The organism is Pristimantibacillus sp. Z349TD_6, from assembly GCF_056173205.1.
On the sequence record NZ_CM149662.1, the window covers coordinates 4715593 to 4729642 of the forward strand.

The window sequence follows — 14050 nt, forward strand, 5'->3', positions numbered from 1 at the left end:
TGCTTGTTCAACAAATTGCAATATACATCACCTTTATTGCTGCGAAATGGAGGAAGGCTTTACAGTAAATCCCGATACTGGTCCAAAACGTTTTTCCCAGGCCGAAGTAAAGCTAACTCTTAGCCTCTTTCTCCACAGCTCATCATGCACAGGATCCGCTTGCGCAAGATGGTCCAGCTCCGAAATAAGCCAATCGTCGGTTTTCCGCACATCAACAGCAGCTAGCAAAGCATCGCCTTCCGCTTGCTCCTCAATGATTCGAATCAGAATACGTTTCACATTCTCTAGCTGTATGAATGAGACACGAATAAGCTTCTCAACATCCGAGAACCAAATTGCCGGCCGGCCTTCAATGGTGCTTACCCGCATATCGATCGATAAAACGCCGTTATTCCATTCCGCCTTATTCAACCGCTCATGAAGCTGAGCTGCAATGAGCACATCTACTATATTGTTGTTGGAGAGCCGTACGACCGGCGTCGTGCGAAAAACAGCCACGTCGCCGCGATTTGCCGAATGCTGCCATCCTGCATGAGGAAGCCAAGTAAATAATAATGTAGCTGCTAACGCAGTCACACAAGCTGTTAGAAGTGGTTTTCCCATGTTCACTCTGCACCTCCGAAAATTAACTTATCACCTTAACCTTTAAATTCATTCGATCCGCATGAATATAAAGTCCCATCTCTCATTGTACGAGCGGTGCAGGATGATTATTCGGACTGCAGGCAGGCAAAAAAAAGCAGGCATAGCCTGCTTTGCACATTCGTTGTTACTGATCGGTTTCCATCGTACCGTATTTCGTCATCACAACCGCTTTACCTCGAATTTTTATAGCTGAAGTATGATCGGTAAATTGGCAAATTAATATTTCGTTTTTATCCAACTTTTCCGTATGATGAAATTTTGTGTCAAGCCCGCGTGTTAATCCGATGACTTGAACGCCTTGATCTTTTGCCTTTACGACAATGTACTCGCCATGTGTAGGCTCCATCGTTATCCCTCCGCATCCGTAATTCCATACTATCCATGTGAATTATAGTGGATGTGTAACGTTTGTGCAATCCATTCTATCATGCAAATAAACAAATAACGCCCGAACGGTATCCCGTTCGAGCGAAATTAGGCCGAATTATAAGCAGTAAAATCATGCTTATATTCCGTGGCATATGGATGCTTGCCGCCAAACATCGGCGTCAATGCAGTTAAGCTTTAGTATGCTTAATTGGATACGAGGTCCTTGAGTGATTTTCCTGGTTTGAATGCAGGCGTTTTGCTTGCTGCGATCTCAATAGGATCTCCCGTTTGCGGATTGCGGCCTTTACGTGCTTGGCGCTCGCGAACTTCGAAATTACCAAACCCAACCAATTGGACTTTATCCCCGCTTTGCAGCGCATCGGATATCGCATCAAAAACAGCGTCAACTGCTTTCGTTGCATCTTTCTTCGAAAGATCAGTCAATTCAGCTACTTTTGTAATCAAATCTGTTTTGTTCATTGTTTCACCTCCTCCAAAGTGCATTATGTACTTTTTTTTGGTGTAAGCATATAAACTCTCATCTTATCCCTCTTATTAACGGAAAACTTCAAAAATATACCTTTTAACCGAACAAACCTATAGTAATACAGCCGTTTGCCAATTTCAAGTGCCAACCAGCATTTCCTGCAAAACAAATAAAACCGCTCCCTTTACGGCAGCGGCTTATTCGTATTCTAGTATCGATCAACTACAGAATGATAGCAATCAATCCGCCGGAGCCCTCGTTGATAATACGTCCGAGCGTTTCCTGCAGCTTGTAGCGGGCATTATCCGGCATCATTGCAATTTTGCCTTGAATGCCTTCTCTCACAATCGAATGCAGGGAACGACCGAATATATCAGACTCCCAAATCTTGATTGGATCATTCTCAAAGTCTTGCATTAAGTATCTTACCAGCTCTTCGCTTTGCTTCTCCGTGCCGATAATCGGAGCAAATTCCGATTCCACGTCGACGCGGATCATATGGATGGATGGTGCTGTTGCCTTCAGTCGAACCCCAAAGCGTGAACCTTGGCGGATTAACTCCGGCTCGTCAAGTGCCATTTCCGCAAGTGTCGGTGCTGCAATGCCGTATCCAGTTGTCTTGACCATTTCCAGCGCTTCGGCAAAACGGTCATATTCCCTCTTGGCATGAGAGAACTCCTGCATCAACTGTAGCAAGTGGTCTTTGCCGCGAATCTCAACGCCGACTACTTCCATCAAAATACGGTCATACAGCTCATCTGGCGCGTACAAGTCGATTTCTGCTACGCCCTGCCCCATATTCATGCCGCTTAGTCCAGCTTTGGCGATGAAGTCATATTCCATGAACTGGGTGACTACTCGGTCCACATCGCGCAGCCGGCGAATATCTTTAACCGTATCGCGAACGGAGCTCTCATAGTTGCTGCGCAGCCAGTGCCGATCATTAAGCACCATGACCCAGCTTGGTAAATTAACATTTACCTCATGGACAGGGAATTCATAGAGTACTTCCCGCAATACCGAGATGACTTCTTCCTCACCCATCGTAGCTACGCTAAGCGTCATTACTGGAATGTCATATTTAGCTTGCAGCTCGTTTCGCAATTGCAGCGCCTCTTCACCCTTAGGACGAGTGGAGTTGATAATGAGGACAAATGGCTTTCCGACTTCTTTCAGCTCGTTTATGACACGCTCTTCTGCTACTACATAGGAGCTGCGCGGAATTTCTGCGATAGAGCCGTCCGTCGTAACAACAACACCGAGTGTAGAATGCTCTTGAATTACTTTACGCGTCCCGATCTCAGCCGCTTCCTGGAATGGGATCGGCTCATCGAACCAAGGAGTTGTAATCATACGTGGACCATTTTCATCCTCATAGCCCTTCGCGCCTTCAACCGCATATCCAACACAATCGACGAGTCTCATGTTTACCTCAAGTCCATCGGTAACCCTGAGCTGCACCGCTTGATTCGGAACAAATTTAGGCTCTGTTGTCATAATCGTCTTACCTGCGGCGCTTTGAGGAAGTTCGTCCACGGCTCTCGCACGGTCTGATTCGTTCGCAATGTTCGGAAGTACAACCGTCTCCATAAACCGTTTAATAAACGTTGATTTGCCCGTCCGGACAGCCCCGACAACCCCGAGGTAAATATCCCCGCCGGTTCTTTCGGCTATGTCCTTGAAAATATCTACTTTCTCCACTGAATATCCCCTCCCAATTGATTTTTCCGGTTCGCCGCCATCCACCGGTCAATAGGGCAGGCCAGCGACGCAACTCGTACATGCTTTTTGGACTAGTAACATCTTATGTGCAAGCTTTCCGATTATGACGATTCCTTCAATGAAATCTTTTTTTGTGCCTCTGCGGGGCTTCCCTTCCAAGATTGAGTTATATGAGAAAAAAAGCAAATCTATGACCCAAATAGCCAAAAAAACCTCTCCGAGACGATAGTCAAGGAGAGGTTTGGAACTAGCTTATTGAGGAATGAACATGGATTTAAGGTTTTACAGCCTGCGGCTCGTTATTTACAAAGTGATAGACCGGAGCTTTGACAGGGACAAAGTCTGATCCATCGACGAGCAATGTACGCAAATCAAGATCTGCCTCAAAATCATTTTTTCCACTCTTTTGTATGTATTGCATGATATCTATCCCGTAATCGGAAAATACTACCCCATTCTCATCCACGATTGCTTGAATCGTTTGCCCTGAGAACACGCTTCGAATCGTTGGGGCTGTTTTGCTCATTGCTTTGTAATCGATTTGATAAAACCCTGGATATGTTTGCTCGCCCTTTGGAAGGACACTGTTTGTTTGGATATAAGAAGTTACCCAGCTCTGAATATCATTAATTTTTTGAAATGCCAAAATATCAAGCAGCTTCACTCTAGGCTTACTCTCTTCATCAATAATAAGGTAGCTGTAATTGCCGCCTTTCTCAAAAGCAGAAGAAGGTATATCCGACATATAGCCTGTCCGATTTAGCACTCCAAAATCAATATAAAATTTCTCATACTTCGGCGTGTCAGCGGTGCTGTTTTTCATGGGCAGCATACCCGTTTCGGACTGATATTGATCAATCGCTGCCTGAACATTACGAACAGCTTCTTTCGGAGCTACTTGGTTTTGCTTCATTTGACTTTTTGGATACATGCACCCCGATAAAGCAAATAGCAAAACAATTAAAGCAGAGAATGCTGCGAACTGGCGTATGTAACGTGGCAGCCTTTCCATAAATAATCCGTTCATTTTTTTGTAACCTCCTAAAGGTTTGCGCAGCAAACCTACTTCGTAAGGATATGCTTAGGTTTGCGCAGCAAACCTACTTCGTCATTCAGCCTACCATAAATCATCGTTTTCCTCTGCTTGCCTTGCAAGCTGCCTTGCAACTGCCGCTCGCAGCGGATCTAGTGGAATTTCCACATCCACTTTCCCAGCTACTCTAGCTTGGCATGACAAACGTTCATGATTTCCGTCTAATCCAGACAGCTTGTTTCTCTCCACCTCACCAATCGGCTGCAGCTGGCTTCCCGGCCTCACAGTGACCTTGCACATGAAGCAAGCAGCTTTTCCCCCGCAACGTGTGCGAATCGGTATATTCGCACGTCTGGCAGCGTCTAACAGCGTTGTGCCCGGCTTCACCTTAATGCTCTTGCCCAATGGCCAAAAAGTAACTACTCCGTCCATGACAAGCCACCGGCCTTTCCATACGACAATAGCTGATGAAGAGTACGCCTTGCCTCAGCGGTGAATGCATTGTTAGTTTCAATCGCAAGGAATGCACCCTCATGCTGAGCAGGCGCTTTTGCAATCGCTTGAACGATTAGATCAACGCGATCCATCCGATCTCGCAAAAAATTAAACCACAGCTCATGCGCAAGCGGAACGATCGCTACTGAATAATTAGCATCGTTTAACTGCACTTGCTCTGAGAAAGGCATTAGTAATTTATTAACCATCGTCTCATACTTACAGCCTTGAGCACTCACCTCGAACCCGCCGACTAGCTCTACCTGTATTCCTTGTATAATAAAATGGCTAAGCGTTGATCGATACATATCTGTCACGCTTAATGTTGGTTGATCTTGGGCAAAAGGCTCGAGAGCATCATAAATTTCTTCTACATTCTCTTCATCACAATAAATGTCCAAATCACGCGGATTGTTTGAAAGTTCAAGTCCTCGAAGCATTAGACTGGCGCTTCCGCCAACAATCCACTGCGCCTGACTTGATTCTGTCGCTTTTTTAACGGCAGCCAGCGCTTTATGAATGCGTTCATTTTCTGACATCGCCGGCACTTCCTTCATCAGTAGCTTATGCATTAAAAATAAGGCTTGTTGGCTGCAGCGATTTTCGCATCAGCACTTTTGACGATGGCCTGGCAGCCGAGCCGGTAGCCTTCTTCAAACTCCTCCGGCTCAAGACGGTCCCACTCCTCGTCCGTAATGCCTTCAAGATGCTCCATGCCTTCTGTAACCAAGCAGCGGCACCGGGCACAGGTTCCTCTCGCGCAAGAGAAGCTCCAATCAATCTCATGCTTAAGTGCATGATCAAGCAGCGACAAGCCTTCTTCTGCTTTTACAACAGCTGTTTTGGTTCTACCCTTTAATTCAATCATTGTATGTCAAAATCTCCCTTTTGTTAGTGAACGACCGTCCCCTATGTAATAAGTTCTAAATAATGGATATAAGTCCGCATACAAAGCCAATGATTAGAACAATAAATGCAATTAACGAAAGAATAAATTTCACTGCGCCTTTCGTTTTCAAACGAGCAAACGTAATTAAAAGGGCCGCAATCGCCATCATCCCAATGCCGAATAGCGAAACCCACATTTTTGTCATAGCATCCATAGAAATTCCATTCTCCTAATCTATATCATAATGAATTCTCACCCATTATAGCATCGCATAAAAAAAAGGACAAAAGCTGACAGAACACTTTGCCGAATAAAATATTCGGGGCGTTCCACGCTTTTGCCGCAATTTTTTATTTTTTTATCATCATTTTCATGATTGCTTCCATATTGCTGGCGCTCATGCCGCTGGCTTTGACAGCTCTTACGATATCATTAATCGTAGATTCCGTAACCTTGACCTTAGCCACTTCCGACACTTGCTTAATCAGCTTGCGAAGCTCAGCTTCGTCAGTCATCGTCTGTGCTGTAACTCCGCTGGCAAGCTTTTTGACTGAGCTCTCGGAAATTCCTTTGCCCGTCTTTTTATTGATCGAATTAAGAATGTCCTTGGAGAAATCCCTCGCCATACTCTACACCTCCAGCATGCGCATGTGTATTGCTCCATGCATCATATGAGAAGGCAAGAAGATTGGTGTAGGCGCTGGTCCTTAGCCTAACTCTTCGATCTCATGCGTCCGCAGCCTGCCCATCAAATGCTCAACAGCAGTCCTAGGCGCTTTGTTCGCGAACAATACCTCATATAACTGAAACGTAATCGGCATCTCCACATCGTACTCTTTGGCTAAACTGTAAGCCGCACGAGTCGTACGAACACCTTCTACGACCATGCCCATCCGAGTGAGCACATCATCTAGAGGCGTGCCATCTGCAAGCATGTAGCCAGCACGCCAATTTCGACTGTGCTTGCTCGTGCAAGTAACGACAAGATCGCCGACGCCAGCTAATCCTGCAAAAGTGAGCGGATTCGCTCCCATTGCCGTTCCAAGCCTGCTGATCTCCGCTAGGCCACGGGTTAATAAAGCAGCCTTGGCATTGTCGCCAAACTGCAGCCCATCCGTCAAGCCTGCACCTAATGCAATAATGTTTTTGATGGCTCCAGCCACTTCCACACCTACGACATCCGGATTTGTATACACTCGGAAATGCGTATTCATGAGCGCATCCTGGGCTTGCTCAGCTGCTTTCAAATCAGTTGAAGCAACAACTACTGTAGTAGGCTGCTTCAAAATAACCTCTTCAGCATGGCTTGGTCCTGATAAAACAACAAGCTGCTCCATCGGCCTGCCAAGCTCTTCCGAAAGTACAGTTGTCATCCGCTTCAGAGTATCTGTCTCAAAGCCCTTTGTTGCATGAACAACAAGTGTCTTATCCGATAGAAACGGTGCCGCTTGCTTAGCTACCTCGCGCATTGCACCAGAAGGCGCAACGAACAAAGCGAGCTCAGCATCCTGCAGTGCATCCTTTAAGTCCGTAGTTGCATGGATTAGCTCAGGAAGCTGTACACCAGGCAAAAACTTGCTATTCTCATGGCTGAGGTTAATGTTCTCCGCTTGCTCCGCACTGCGCGTCCATAGCTTTACATGATAGCCATTTCTCGCGAGTACAGAAGCAAGAGCAGTGCCCCAACTTCCAGCAACCAGCACTGCCGCATTTTTCATTGTTGATGAATCCAGCTTTGTCATGCGACGCTCACTACCCTTTCTTTGCACCTAACTTGTTTTCCGTTCCTTGAAACAGCTTTACAATATTCGACCGATGGCGTACGAATGCAAAAATACATATCAGAAGACTTGCACAAAGTAAAGGAACCGAATAATAGAACAAAGTAATAAATAATGGCGTTAAAGCAGCAAACAATAATGAGCCAAGCGATACGTATCTGGTCAAAGCAATTGTCGCAATGGCAATGGCTCCTGCACAAAGTGCAGGCACGAAAGCAAGGGTCGCAATAACACCTACAGTCGTTGCAATGCCTTTGCCTCCTTTAAAGCGGAACCAAATTGGCCAGTTATGGCCAATGATTGCGGCTAATCCGCACAAAACTGGAATCCAGTCGTTTTCACTAAGAGCGCGGCCGATAAATACAGCTGCAATCCCTTTGCCGATATCGAGTAAAAACACCAGTAAGCCCGGCCCTTTGCCGATCACCCTGAGTGTATTCGTAGCACCAGCATTTCCGCTGCCGTGCTGACGTATATCGATACCTTTCACCCATTTGGCAATAACAATGCTAAATGAAATTGAGCCTAACAAATAGCTTAAAGCAACCGCGATTACTCCGTATAACAAGCTACTTCTCCCCTAATCTTCTTCGGACTTACGACGCGAGAATATGCGTATAGGAGTCCCTTCAAAATTAAATGCAGCACGAATTTTATTTTCCAAATAGCGCTCATACGAGAAATGCATAATTTCCGGATCGTTGACAAAAACAACAATCGTCGGTGGTTTGATCGCTACTTGTGTAACATAGTTAATGCGCAGACGTTTACCTTTGTCGGATGGCGGCGGATTAATCGCTACTGCATCCGAAACAACGTCATTAAGAAGATGAGTCTGAATGCGCATTGCATGCTGTTCAGAAACATGCTTCACAACAGGCAACAGCTTATGCAAACGTGTTTTGGTTAATGCTGATAAATAAACGATCGGTGCATAAGACATGAACAAGAAATGATCACGAATATTTTGCGAGAAGTTTTGCATCGTCTTCTCATCTTTTTCGATGACATCCCACTTGTTCACAACAAATATCGATGCTTTTCCTGCTTCATGAGCATAACCAGCAATATGCTTGTCCTGCTCGATGATGCCTTCTTCACCGTTAATCAGCACTAGAACAACATCCGCGCGTTCAATCGCTTTCATCGCACGCATTACGCTGTACTTCTCTGTGGACTCATACACTTTGCCGCGTTTACGCATGCCGGCTGTATCAATGAGCACATAACGCTGCCCATCACGCTCGAAAGGTGTATCAATGGCGTCACGAGTCGTACCCGCTACATTGCTTACAATTACACGGTCTTCGCCAAGCAGTGCATTCACTAGAGATGATTTCCCAACGTTAGGACGGCCGATCAATGCAACACGGATGACATCCTCATCGTAGCCATCATCGGTTAGATCCGGAAGCAAAGCGACAGCAGCATCAAGCAAATCACCGATACCTAGCCCATGCGAGCCGGAAATTGCGATTGGTTCACCAAAGCCAAGTCCATAAAACTCATAAACTTCATCCATGCGGCCATGATTATCAACTTTATTAACTGCAAGCACAACGGGCTTGCCCGAACGGAATAGCATTTGAGCAACTTCATCATCCGCATGCGTCAAGCCTGTTTTCGCATCCGCCATAAAGATAATTACATCTGCTTCTTCAATTGCGAGTTCAGCCTGCATACGCACAGATTTCATAATTTCATCTTCGCCATCGATTTCAATACCGCCAGTATCAATAATGCTGAACGGTTTTCCATTCCATTCTCCGGTGCCATAAAGCCTGTCACGAGTGACGCCCGGTTTATCCTCAACAATTGCTAGACGGTCGCCGATGACCCGATTAAAAATCGTGGATTTCCCCACATTCGGACGACCGACAATAGCGATAACGGGTCTTGCCATGTTTGTTTTCCACTCCTTCAAAAATACTCACGCTATCCATCATAGCAAAAAAGTGCGTTCTTGGCTAACTTTTCATATTATCGGTGATTGACCAGTATGATTGTACCGTTCTTTAAATCATGCGCACTCGCATCCAAAATCTTCTCGAGCAGAAACGAGGTTTCTTCCAATTTATCTACATTTTCTGCAATAAAAATCGGAGCTCCGCCACTAACCGCATCTGCATGAATGGATACCACAGCTAAGATTTCAGCCATTTTCCTCTGCCCCTTTCTTGTTCACAGATGCTTCTGTCGGCATGCGAACAGCAGATTCCAAAATCGGCACTCGCATGATAACTGCTTTCCCTTTATCTGCATCCAACTCCTGTGGCAATATAAATACAGCCAATCGCCCATCCTTCATATCCAGCTTCGCCATTGGTATTAAAGCAGGTTCTCCATCATCGCGATATACCCCTAAAATCGTAGCCAAATCGTAAAGAATAGCTTGCCGTTGACCAAGATTGCTTAAAGTAACCTTGCCATTTGAATTGAAGGGAGTCAAAATAAACCCCATGCCACGCGCTGCAATGATTTCTTGGTTGCTCTTCAAACCTACGTTCATAATATAAACGTTATCGACAAACAAATCCGGTCCATCCACTCGGACCTTCGCGGCTTGCACCTCAGCAATATGGGAGACAGCTTTGCCTGATTTCAGCTTCTCAACGACTAATAGCGAGATAACTCCCGCTATCATCCCTACCCATATATTTACTAATATCCCAAATAGACTTGTAAGCAATGCCGTCATAATAACTAAGTAATTTCGCCCTTCAAAAACCATGGCGATTCCTTCAATATATGTCGAACCGCGTCCTACCAGCTCCATGCTGTCGATTTTCGTCAACGTTTCGCGTTCCATTTTTCGCACATCTCTAAATTGCTGAGCAGCTAATGTAAGGAAAGTAATTGCAGTGTAATCTTTGTTAAACAGCGCCGGCACAGCAACAGCTCCTAATGCCGCTGCAATTACACCTAATGATATATGAATGATTCGTCCATGAGGATAAGTTGGATACTGGCGATAATCCGTTCTTAGCATGAGCAAGCGTGAGATAAGCCCAAAGGCAATCCCAAGGAGAACACCGACCAAATATTTGTTTTCAACAAGAAAATGCTGCATTAGGATGGACGTCCTCCCTTTATATGCCAAAGTATTACGCTGAGCTTGGAAAACACTAATCGAACCGATTTTAGCAGTAAACTGCATGTCATAGCTGTAGCCAGCGCAATCCAAAAACTGTCCCACCAAGCTAAATTGCCAATATGAGCGGTGTGTGCTCCAAATTGAAGGGCAGTGTTTAACGTTTCGCCAAGTACCGCTCCCCAGACGATCATCCCAAATTGATGTTTTACATGCAAGGTAAACGCGCCGCAAAAAATTCCACAGAGCAAAGGAGCATCCCAGCTCGGATCAATCCAATGAAAAACGGGATCAAAGCTATACATTTTGCGGATGAACCCCCATATGACAGCAATCATTATTGTGCACAATATTAAGTACCCTAGATAACTCCAATCCTCGGCTTTCTTAAATGCGAGTATGCCTAACAGCAATAGAAGACAAACACTCATATGGAGCTCGACCTGAATATGGCCTTGTAACGGCTTCCACCAAAACGAAACACCCATCAGTGCGATTAACGCAATGCTAAGAAGCGACAGCATACGACGGCTAATATCGGGAGCTATAAACGGCTTCCAGCCTGTCGTAATAAGGATAAACATAATAATCATAATCCAAATCGACATATATCCGGGATTCAACGTTATCTCACCTCTTGTACCCCCTATTATGCACCAAAAAAAAGGAGCTATTCCTGCGAGTTTTCGCAGAAATAGCTCCTTTTTGTAAATATAAGAAAGTATATCATTTGCTTCTACTTATCTTACATTTCTCCGTCAAAGCTGCCTCAGCATCCAGAGGACGCTGAAGGCGTTTTTGATTGATATAAAAAAATATTATTTAAGGTTTTTAAGCTTGTCGCCGAAACGCTCTGCAAGTGAGTAGCTCATGCTCTCATTGCTCAAGCTTACATTCGGGTTATCGATTTTCTCGATTTTTGGTGAACGTGGTGCACGATCAGGTCTAGCGCTAGGAGCTGGTTGCTCAGGCGCTTCTTCTGTTTCTTTAATGCTTAGGCTAACGCGTTTTTCAGCAGGGTTAAAGTCAAGAACTTTCGCTTGAACTTCTTGGCCTTCTTGAAGAACTTCGTTAGGTGTAGCAATGTGACGGTGTGCGATTTGCGAGATGTGAACAAGACCTTCAACGCCTGGAGCGATTTCAACGAAAGCGCCGAATGGAACTAGGCGGCGAACAGTACCCGTTACGATATCGCCAATTGCAAATTGACCACCTGCAGAATCCCAAGGACCTGGTTGAGCAGCTTTCAAGCTAAGGCTGATTTTTCCAGCAGCTGGATCAACTTTAAGTACTTTAACGCGTACCGCTTGACCTTCAGAAACAACATCCTTCGGATGTGCAACATGCTGCCATGACAACTCGGATACGTGAACTAGACCGTCAATGCCACCGATATCAACAAAAGCGCCGAATGGTGTAAGACGTTGAACCGTACCATCAAGTTCTTGACCTACTTCAAGCGCAGCAATAACTTGCTTTTTGCTTGATTCGAATTCAGCGTCAAGTACTTCTTTTTGAGACAAGATCACTTTGTTGTTCTCACGATCAATTTCTTTGATCTTAACGCGAAGCGTGCGACCTTTGTAACCTGCGAAATCTTCAACGAAATGACGCTCAACCATCGATGCCGGAATAAATCCGCGAACGCCTACGTCAGCAACAAGGCCGCCTTTTACAACGTCAGCAACAGCAACTTCAAATACTTCGCCGCTTTCAAAACGTTTTTCAAGAACATCCCAAGCTTTTTCGCCGTCAACTTGACGTTTTGAAAGAACAAGCTTTTCTTTCTCGTCGTCGATGCTTACAACTTTAAGCTCAACCTCTTGACCGATTTGAACAGCATCCGCTACGTTTTCAATCTGCACTGCAGAAAGCTCACGAACCGGAATAACACCGTCATATTTATATCCAAGGCTTACATAAGCTTGGTTATCTTCGATTTTGACGATCGTACCTTTAACGGAATCGCCTTTTTTCAAAGACACGAAATTATCCAAAGCGTCTTGGCTTACTTCTTCCGCCACGGATTCTTGCACATTAGTTTCTTCTGACATTGAAATAACCTCCTCAGTTCTAACCCCAACTTTATTTAAATCCGCAAGCGCCTAGAGCGAAAGCAGCATTTAAAACATAAATTAACGATTGTTTGCAGCTAACTCGCGAATGCGAGCCATAATGGCATCTGTTACTTGCTCAAGCATATCAGGCGATGATTCTTCAATAATTGCAGTAAGATCAATAGGCTTGCCGTAACAAACGATTATTTTGCTGAATGGTCTATATTTACCGACAATGGCAACAGGAACGACTGCTGCGCCGCTGCGAACAGCAATCATGGCTGCACCCTTCTTGGCTGCTCCAGATTGATTGTTGCGAGAGCCCTCCGGGAAAATACCCATGACATTGCCGTCTTTCAGCAACGTGATCGCAGACTTGATAGCGTCCTTGCTCACACCGCCACGTTTGACTGGAAACGCGCCAAACGAACGAATAAGAGGCCCAAATACGGGAACTTTAAACAATTCCTCTTTCGCCATAAAATAAACCTTGCGTTTCACCTTGACTCCAACCGTAGGCGGATCAAAGTTACTCAAATGATTCGAAGCGAGGACAACTGGTCCGTCGGCTGGAATATTTTCCGTGCCTCTAGCTTCTAATCGAAATAACACCGTGTAAATAACACGCAGGAGAAACCTGAAAATAAGATATGACATAGTTTACTTCGCCTCCGCCAATTTGGTTCGGCTTAATTTCACAATTGCATGAATTACTTCATCAATTGTCATGGCGGTGCTGTCGAGTACAATAGCATCCTTCGCACATATGAGCGGCGAGATGTCACGTTGCTCGTCCAAACGATCACGTTCAGCGATCTCCGCTTCCAATTGGGCAAGCGTAATGGTTTGGGTATCCACTATTTCACGGTAACGGCGAAGTGCCCGTTCCTTAACGGATGCAGTCAGAAAAATTTTCAGTTCCGCATTTGGCAGCACATGTGAACCAATATCACGGCCATCCATAACGACGCCTTTACGCTCTGCAAGCTTGCGCTGCAAGTCGCCAAGAACTTCTCGTACCGTTTCATTCGCAGCAATATGAGACACCTGAAGCGTCACTTCGCGCGAGCGAATCAATGCGGTTACATTTTCACCATTCACAAATACCGACTGGCCATGTTCACCAGGCTCAAGCTCAATCTCTAATGCTTTTACTAGTTCAGCAAGTTTGGCTGTCTGGTCCACCTTTACTTCTGCTCGCTGGGCGCTTAGTGTTACTGCGCGATACATAGAGCCCGTATCGATATACACATAGCCAAGCTGCTCGGCGACTTTCCGTGCAACCGTGCTCTTGCCCGCGCCTGCCGGCCCGTCAATTGCAATGTTCATACGGTCGCTGTCACCTTCGTGATGCACCACCTAAGGTCAACCCCCTTTTAGTAGAGACGGCTGGCCGAATGCATGTAAGAATGCGACGCAAACCTCTCAAGAAAAAAGCAGGCTTTGCCTGCGAACGTGAAAATTATACCACACTATATACG

At 45.4% G+C, this 14050-nt stretch carries 19 protein-coding genes; all 19 read right to left on the reverse strand.

What is annotated here, in order from left to right; genetic code table 11:
* Nucleotides 1–33 precede the first annotated feature (33 nt).
* The 19 genes from AC0VYE_RS20545 to cmk all read right to left on the reverse strand — a co-directional run bounded on the left by AC0VYE_RS20545 (nucleotide 34) and on the right by cmk (nucleotide 13898).
* Nucleotides 34–603 carry a hypothetical protein gene (locus AC0VYE_RS20545; protein ID WP_475442772.1) on the reverse strand — a complete coding sequence of 190 codons (570 nt, stop codon included), beginning with the start codon at nucleotides 601–603 and terminating at the stop codon, nucleotides 34–36.
* Nucleotides 604–769: 166 nt separating this feature from the next.
* Nucleotides 770–991 (reverse strand): trp RNA-binding attenuation protein MtrB, encoded by a 222-nt coding sequence (gene mtrB, locus AC0VYE_RS20550; RefSeq protein WP_054024369.1) that lies wholly within the window; start codon nucleotides 989–991, stop codon nucleotides 770–772.
* A 227-nt stretch (nucleotides 992–1218) separates the two neighbouring features.
* Nucleotides 1219–1521 (reverse strand): HU family DNA-binding protein, encoded by a 303-nt coding sequence (locus AC0VYE_RS20555; RefSeq protein WP_441883526.1) that lies wholly within the window; start codon nucleotides 1519–1521, stop codon nucleotides 1219–1221.
* 202 nt (nucleotides 1522–1723) lie between these two features.
* Nucleotides 1724–3202 carry a stage IV sporulation protein A gene (spoIVA, locus tag AC0VYE_RS20560; protein ID WP_076271348.1) on the reverse strand — a complete coding sequence of 493 codons (1479 nt, stop codon included), beginning with the start codon at nucleotides 3200–3202 and terminating at the stop codon, nucleotides 1724–1726.
* Nucleotides 3203–3497: 295 nt separating this feature from the next.
* The gene (locus tag AC0VYE_RS20565; RefSeq protein WP_475442773.1) at nucleotides 3498–4250 is read right to left on the reverse strand and encodes a hypothetical protein; all 753 of its coding nucleotides are present in this window, start codon (nucleotides 4248–4250) and stop codon (nucleotides 3498–3500) included.
* A gap of 90 nt (nucleotides 4251–4340) precedes the next feature.
* The gene (locus AC0VYE_RS20570; protein WP_076271350.1) at nucleotides 4341–4688 is read right to left on the reverse strand and encodes a 2Fe-2S iron-sulfur cluster-binding protein; all 348 of its coding nucleotides are present in this window, start codon (nucleotides 4686–4688) and stop codon (nucleotides 4341–4343) included.
* Nucleotides 4676–5290, reverse strand: coding sequence for a nucleotidyltransferase domain-containing protein (locus AC0VYE_RS20575; RefSeq protein WP_475442774.1), 615 nt, complete (start codon nucleotides 5288–5290; stop codon nucleotides 4676–4678). Before AC0VYE_RS20575 ends, AC0VYE_RS20570 begins: the two co-directional genes overlap by 13 nt.
* Nucleotides 5291–5322: 32 nt before the next feature.
* The gene (locus AC0VYE_RS20580; protein WP_076271352.1) at nucleotides 5323–5619 is read right to left on the reverse strand and encodes a 2Fe-2S iron-sulfur cluster-binding protein; all 297 of its coding nucleotides are present in this window, start codon (nucleotides 5617–5619) and stop codon (nucleotides 5323–5325) included.
* A 55-nt stretch (nucleotides 5620–5674) separates the two neighbouring features.
* Entirely contained in the window at nucleotides 5675–5854 is a 180-nt protein-coding gene (locus AC0VYE_RS20585; RefSeq protein ID WP_076271353.1) for a DUF2768 family protein, read from the reverse strand.
* Nucleotides 5855–5990: 136 nt separating this feature from the next.
* Nucleotides 5991–6266, reverse strand: a complete 276-nt coding sequence (locus tag AC0VYE_RS20590; RefSeq protein WP_076271354.1) for a stage VI sporulation protein F — start codon at nucleotides 6264–6266, stop codon at nucleotides 5991–5993.
* An 81-nt stretch (nucleotides 6267–6347) separates the two neighbouring features.
* The gene (locus AC0VYE_RS20595) at nucleotides 6348–7382 is read right to left on the reverse strand and encodes an NAD(P)H-dependent glycerol-3-phosphate dehydrogenase (RefSeq protein ID WP_475442775.1); all 1035 of its coding nucleotides are present in this window, start codon (nucleotides 7380–7382) and stop codon (nucleotides 6348–6350) included.
* A gap of 10 nt (nucleotides 7383–7392) precedes the next feature.
* A complete protein-coding gene (gene plsY, locus AC0VYE_RS20600) occupies nucleotides 7393–7989 on the reverse strand; it encodes a glycerol-3-phosphate 1-O-acyltransferase PlsY (RefSeq protein ID WP_475442776.1) in 597 nt (198 codons plus the stop codon).
* Nucleotides 7990–8001: 12 nt separating this feature from the next.
* On the reverse strand, nucleotides 8002–9324 hold the full coding sequence (gene der, locus AC0VYE_RS20605; RefSeq protein ID WP_076271356.1) for a ribosome biogenesis GTPase Der: 1323 nt from the start codon (nucleotides 9322–9324) through the stop codon (nucleotides 8002–8004).
* Between the two features lie 77 nt (nucleotides 9325–9401).
* Nucleotides 9402–9581, reverse strand: coding sequence for a capping complex subunit for YIEGIA (locus AC0VYE_RS20610; protein ID WP_076271357.1), 180 nt, complete (start codon nucleotides 9579–9581; stop codon nucleotides 9402–9404).
* Nucleotides 9574–10491, reverse strand: a complete 918-nt coding sequence (locus AC0VYE_RS20615) for a YIEGIA family protein (RefSeq protein WP_076271358.1) — start codon at nucleotides 10489–10491, stop codon at nucleotides 9574–9576. The genes AC0VYE_RS20610 and AC0VYE_RS20615 overlap by 8 nt, the downstream gene beginning before the upstream one ends.
* The gene (locus tag AC0VYE_RS20620) at nucleotides 10491–11135 is read right to left on the reverse strand and encodes a YphA family membrane protein (RefSeq protein ID WP_475442777.1); all 645 of its coding nucleotides are present in this window, start codon (nucleotides 11133–11135) and stop codon (nucleotides 10491–10493) included. The genes AC0VYE_RS20615 and AC0VYE_RS20620 overlap by 1 nt, the downstream gene beginning before the upstream one ends.
* Nucleotides 11136–11330: 195 nt before the next feature.
* On the reverse strand, nucleotides 11331–12566 hold the full coding sequence (gene rpsA, locus AC0VYE_RS20625) for a 30S ribosomal protein S1 (protein WP_475442778.1): 1236 nt from the start codon (nucleotides 12564–12566) through the stop codon (nucleotides 11331–11333).
* A gap of 81 nt (nucleotides 12567–12647) precedes the next feature.
* Nucleotides 12648–13226, reverse strand: coding sequence for a lysophospholipid acyltransferase family protein (locus tag AC0VYE_RS20630; protein ID WP_076271361.1), 579 nt, complete (start codon nucleotides 13224–13226; stop codon nucleotides 12648–12650).
* Nucleotides 13227–13229: 3 nt separating this feature from the next.
* Nucleotides 13230–13898 (reverse strand): (d)CMP kinase, encoded by a 669-nt coding sequence (gene cmk, locus AC0VYE_RS20635; RefSeq protein WP_475449668.1) that lies wholly within the window; start codon nucleotides 13896–13898, stop codon nucleotides 13230–13232.
* Between the last annotated feature and the right edge of the window lie 152 nt (nucleotides 13899–14050).